The 5,492-nt window shown below is 57.7% G+C and carries 4 protein-coding genes; 3 read left to right on the top strand and 1 reads right to left on the bottom strand.

What is annotated here, in order from left to right:
- From LIO64_RS07735 to LIO64_RS07725, 3 genes are all read left to right on the top strand, one after another.
- Window positions 1-1,106 (top strand): hypothetical protein (locus tag LIO64_RS07735; protein WP_290548867.1); only part of this gene is annotated, 1,106 nt, incomplete at its 5' end.
- A 26-nt stretch (window positions 1,107-1,132) separates the two neighbouring features.
- Window positions 1,133-2,521, top strand: a complete 1,389-nt coding sequence (locus LIO64_RS07730; protein ID WP_290548866.1) for a TonB-dependent receptor — start codon at window positions 1,133-1,135, stop codon at window positions 2,519-2,521.
- Window positions 2,522-3,137: 616 nt separating this feature from the next.
- Window positions 3,138-4,409: an adenylosuccinate synthase gene (locus LIO64_RS07725; RefSeq protein WP_290548865.1), complete on the top strand. Its 1,272-nt coding sequence runs from the start codon at window positions 3,138-3,140 to the stop codon at window positions 4,407-4,409.
- 190 nt (window positions 4,410-4,599) lie between these two features.
- Here the strand turns inward: LIO64_RS07725 and LIO64_RS07720 are convergent, their stop codons facing one another.
- Window positions 4,600-5,382, bottom strand: coding sequence for a LamG-like jellyroll fold domain-containing protein (locus tag LIO64_RS07720; RefSeq protein WP_290548864.1), 783 nt, complete (start codon window positions 5,380-5,382; stop codon window positions 4,600-4,602).
- Between the last annotated feature and the right edge of the window lie 110 nt (window positions 5,383-5,492).

The following is a 5,492-nucleotide window of genomic DNA, read 5'->3' as shown; positions in this document are numbered from 1 at the left end:
TCGATAACCGATCACGCCACCCCGGGCACCACCCCCTCCGGCACTCCCACAACAATCCCCAACCGGACGCAACCCGGGGCCCCCCCCCTTCCATTGCAACCGCCGGCAGCGCCACCCTAGCGCAGGAAGTGCCGGAATACCAGCTCAGCGCCAAGGAAGCCGCGCGCAGCGAATACCGCCCCACCTGGCATATCTGGCTGTTCGTCACCGGCCTGGTACTGGCAGCCCTGGGCGTCTTCATGTTCCTGCGCGGCAGGGCCATGGAAGCGGAAGGCTCCAAAATCGTGAACATTTCAGACCTGTTTGTGGACCATGAAGCGGACTTCTCCCTGGAAGTGAACAAGGACCTGCTGGAGGAATTGAAGCAGAGGGAACACCAGTACCGCCTCACGGCCCATTCCCGCAGCCGGGAGGACCGGGAAGTGGAATCCGTCTCCGCCCACATCACAGCTGCCATGAATGAGCTCGCCCTGTACTGCATGGCGAAATCAGACGAAGAAAGGCTCAACTACGTGATGGATCCCGCTGCCACGGCCCCCAAAATGGCCCACTGGGCCGCCTATGGCCAGTACAAGGACTACCTGCCTCATGAAGCGGGCAAGAGCTCCAAGAATGGAGACCTGCTTCAAATTTCCGTGCTGATGGATGACAACACCGTCCGCCCCGCCGTTTTCCTGTATGATCCCCCCTCTGACAAATGGAAGCTGGACTGGGAGGCCTGGGAGGGATACTCCCACGTGCTCCCGGCAGAACTGGAAGCTAAAAAGCCTTCCGCTCCCGTTCCCGTCAGAGTAATCCTCAGCATGTCCGGCGTTTACCAAACGCCCTTCCTGGAGGAGTCCTCCGCTGAAAGCTACCGCAATACGGGTTACATCAACTTCTCCCTTGAATTTCCGAACGGGGAGCGGCTGTACGCCTATGTAGACAGGTATGCCCCGCTGGCCCTGGAACTGACCAAACTGCTCTACAACGGCCCCGTGCGCGTCTGCGTGCTCATTCATTACCCGGCGGACCTGCCCGGCAACCAGGCCGTCATCATTGACAAGCTGCTGCATTCCGGGTGGATGAGCGACGCCACCCGCACCCGCCTCCCCTCCACCAACTGACTGTCTGACTCCGCCCCTCTTTTTCCATGAGTTCCAAAGCACTAGCGCAAACACAGGACAAAGCCCTCCAACTCAACCTGGCTACCACGATTTACGGCACCTTTGCGGAAATCGGCGCCGGGCAGGAAACGGCCAACTGGTTTTTCCGGGCATCCGGAGCCGCCGGCACGGTGGCCAAAACCATTTCTGCCTATGACATGACGGTCAGCGACACCCTGTACGGCCCCGTCAAACGCTACGTTTCCGAGGAGCGCCTGAAAGGCATGCTGGACTACGAATTCACCCAGCTCATCAATCGCCTGGGCCCCAAGCGCGGCAAGGACACCCGCTTCTTCGCCTTTTGCAATACGGTAAAAGTAAAGGGCTACCGGGACAACGGCCCCTGGCACGGCTGGATAGGCGTGCGCTTCCAGCTGAAGCCGGAAGCGGAACCTTCCGACCTGATCATCCACGTGCGCCTGAATGACCCGGACCACGACAGCCAGATGAAGGACCTGGGCATTTTGGGCGTCAATATCCTGCACGCCGTCTTTTTCAAAAGGGACCGGCTGGAGGAATTTATTGAATCCCTGGTGGACAATCTGGACCCCAGGCTGGTGGAAATAGACGTCGTCCGTTTTGAGGGCCACGGCTTTTCCATGGTGGACAACCGCCTTTTTGCGCTCCAGCTGGTTAAATCCGGACTGACGCCGGCCACCCTGTTCCTGGCCAACGGCCAGGTGGCCCAGGCGGCAGACGTGCTGTACAAGCGCCCCATCGTGCTGATGAGGGGCAGCTTCAACCCCGTTTGCAACCTGCATCTGGAAGTGATGGCGCAGGTGAAAAAGTGCTTCCTCACCCACATCAACGAGACGCAGGCGGACCGCTGCCTGGAAATCTGTGAAATATCCATGAACAACCTGCTCCGCGGCGGGGACGTGGACCACTTGGACTTCCTGGACCGGGCGGACAGCCTGAAGGCTCTGGGCAAAAACGTGCTGATTACTAAAATGGCCCGTTTCGACAACCTGTCGGAGCTACTTGCACGCTACACGAACGAACCCATCGCGATCGCCCTCTCCATCGGCCTGCTGAACGAACTGTTCAAGGAAAAATGGACGGAAGACATCCCCGGCGGCATCCTGGAATCCTTCGGCCGCACCTTCCAGAACAAGACACGCCTGTACGTCTCTCCGTGGCTCAACCGCAAATCCGGTGAATTCGTTACGGCCCGCACCTTCCGCGCTCCGGAGCAGTACGTGCACCTGTACCAGCACTTCCTGGCGAACGGGCTGGTGGTGGACGTCCCCTTCTTCAATGAATTCCTGCTGCGCCACACGCCGCGGGACATTCAGCGCATGATCGCCGCAGATGAAGACATCTGGAAAACCCTGGTCCCCGCGGAGGCTCACCGCTCCGCCCTGCATTTCCGCTAAACTCCCTTTCAAAAGGGCTACCGCGGTCACTGCCCCCTGCTTTTTCCATAGCGGATTACCTGTCCGGGGATTTTTTACAAAAAGCCCCCCCGTCTTACGGATACGCCGGAATGTTTGGAAAGGACCGTAAATCAACAGTCCGTCAACATCTCTGCCGCCCCTTTCCCTGCCGCATCACGCCTGGGAATGAGGGGCTCCCGCCCCTCATAGCTGCCTCCACAGAAGCGGCTGCTGCTTAAAAAGGAGCCTCCGCCGCGCTCCGGAAAAATCTTTTATCTACGAAAGGCGGGAGCCTTTCACTCCCAGGCGCCAAAGGCGCAAGACTACGGTGAATCAGCGTTTCCCTCGTTTCTTCCTGCGATCACACCTTCCTCCTCTTCTTACCCTCCTTTCCCTCTCCGGCACTGTCCTTCCCGTCCAGCACCGTGGCTCTCCCCTTTCCTGAAACCGGTCCATCCGGCAGAACCACGCCCATTTCCCTGAAGAAACCTCCTTGCCGGCGCCCGGAACATCTCTCTTTTTCCAACTCATCTTATCAGGAAAACTTAACAAGTTTGTAAGATTGTCTTGCCATAAGGATGGAATATCATTAAGGTCTCTGAGTTCCATTTTTATCATGAATACCATTATTATCGGCTCCCAGTGGGGCGACGAAGGCAAAGGCAAAATGATTGATTTCCTGACGGAATCCGCCGACGTGGTGGCACGCGGCCAGGGTGGCAACAACGCCGGCCACACCGTCATCGCCAACGGGAAAAAATACATCCTGCATCTTGTCCCCTCCGGCATCCTGTGGCCGGGCAAGCTTTGCGTCATTGGCAATGGTGTGGTTCTGGACCCCATCGGCCTGGTGGAGGAGATCAATGAACTCCGCGGCCAGGGCGTGTCCATCACAAAAGACAATCTTCTCATCTCCGACCGCGCCCACGTGGTCCTTCCCTTCCACAAGGAAATGGACGCCGCCCAGGAATCCGCCCTCGGCAAAAAAGCCATCGGCACCACCAAGCGCGGCATTGGCCCCACGTACGCGGACAAGGCCCGCCGAATCGGCGTGCGCATGGCGGACATGAGGGACCCCAGCATCTTTGACGAAGTGCTCCGCCGCCGCATCAAGATGGCGAATGCGGAAATGGAACGCATGGGCCTTCCCGCCATGGATGAAGAAAAGATGGTGGCGGAAGTAAGCGCCGCCGCGGACGTGCTGCGCCCCCACATCACCAACACCATTCCGGTCATGCATGAAGCCGTGGCCTCCGGAAAGAGCATCCTCTTTGAAGGCGCCCAAGGCGCTTACCTGGACGTGGACTTCGGCACCTACCCGTTCGTCACCTCCTCCAATACCTCTTCCGCCGGCGCCTGCACCGGAACGGGCGTGCCCCCGCACAAGATTGACCGCATCATCGGCGTGTGCAAGGCGTACACCACCCGCGTGGGTTCGGGCCCCTTCGTCACGGAGGATGAAGACATCTCCAACCACCTGCACAGCATGGGCCGTGAATTCGGCGCCACTACGGGACGCCCCCGCCGCTGCGGCTGGGCTGACGGCGTGCTGCTCCGCTTCTCCGCCATGTTCAACGGCTTTGATGAAATGGCCATGACCAACCTGGACGGCTATGACAAGTGTCCGGAAATCAAAATCTGCACCGGTTATGACCTGGATGGTGAAATCCAGGCCTATCCGCCCGCCACGGTGGCCGAATGGGAACGCTGCAAGCCCGTTTATGAAACGATGCCCGGCTGGATGCAGGACATTTCCACCTGCCGCTCCTGGGAAGAGATTCCGGAAAACGCCAAAAAATTCGTCAAGCGCATGGGCGAGCTCATCGGCTGCCCCGTCACGACGGTAGGCGTAGGCCCTGACCGGGAACAGACGATCGCCGTCAAATAACACGCCGCCGGGAGTTCCCAAACCCGGCCTTTTTACCTTCGCAGGGCCGTTCCACTTCCTCAATGCGGAACGGCCCTCTTTTTATTGGCCTTCTCCGCACTTTTCTTCCCACCCACTCTCCACTCTCAAAAAAAGACCCCATCCCCTTTGCCGGGAATGGAGCCCTGTAACGCGTAAAACGGAAAAACTCTTAATGCTGACGCCGACGGTGCAGGAGCAGAGACCCCAGCCCCAGCAAGCTCAGCGTAGTAGTAGCAGGTTCTGGAGCCGTCCAGGCCATATAAGCGGCCTGAACTTCATCCGCAGTCATTGCGCCGTCATAGATAGCCAAGCGGGAGACATTCTCATCGGTCGTGTTGCTAGTAGAATTCCCTGCCCAACCGCCCAGGGTCAGCTTTGTTAGAGTCTGTTGAGCCATGCTGGTATTAGTGGTGCTCCCGGAAGCAACAAGCTCGCCGTCTTGATACATCTTGAACACAACGCGGGATCCTTCCAAGCCGGCCGTGATGGTAAGAATAGCTGTCGATTCAGTGGAAACAACGTTCAAGGGGGTGTTATTACCCGTATTCCCCGCATTATTGATACTTCCATTAAACAGGAATGAGCCATTGCCGCTGCCGTTAGTACCGGCTGCAAACAAATATTGATTATCTGCAGATGCCAGGCCAATCAGATTGTCGTTGACACCATTTCTGCTGGCTCCACCTTTCACTTCAAGGGAAATAGTCAGGCCGGCAGAGAGGTTCAAGCCGGCGGAGGACAAATCCACCGTAGGACGGTTCGCCAACGAACCGTCGGCTTTCACGTTCAAAACGCCGTCACTCACAGAACTGGCGCCGAAATTGAAAGTCAGGTTTCCCGTCGTAGCCGCGCCGTCCGCGGTAAATCCATCCCATTCGGACACCAGCGTAGCGCCCTGTGCCATCAGGGAGGAGGCCACCACACAAGAAATTAAATATAAAGTTTTCTTCATTTGACTGTGCTGAGTTGAAGGAGGAAAGCGAAATGCATTTCCCTGCTCCGACTATTACGGATTTCTAATCCGCGAACAATGGCAAATATTGCAAATCAAACCTTATGCTA

Origin of the sequence: Akkermansia sp. (assembly GCF_020860705.1) — a bacterium.
Classification (GTDB): domain Bacteria; phylum Verrucomicrobiota; class Verrucomicrobiia; order Verrucomicrobiales; family Akkermansiaceae; genus Akkermansia.
This window is presented reverse-complemented; position numbering and strand designations above follow the sequence as displayed.

Bases quoted from the DNA above. Each gene is read 5' to 3' on its own strand.
- LIO64_RS07730 (WP_290548866.1), top strand. From the start codon at position 1,133: ATGAGTTCCAAAGCACTAGCGCAAACACAGGACAAAGCCCTCCAACTC.
- LIO64_RS07725 (WP_290548865.1), top strand. From the start codon at position 3,138: ATGAATACCATTATTATCGGCTCCCAGTGGGGCGACGAAGGCAAAGGC.
- LIO64_RS07720 (WP_290548864.1), bottom strand. From the start codon at position 5,382: ATGAAGAAAACTTTATATTTAATTTCTTGTGTGGTGGCCTCCTCCCTG.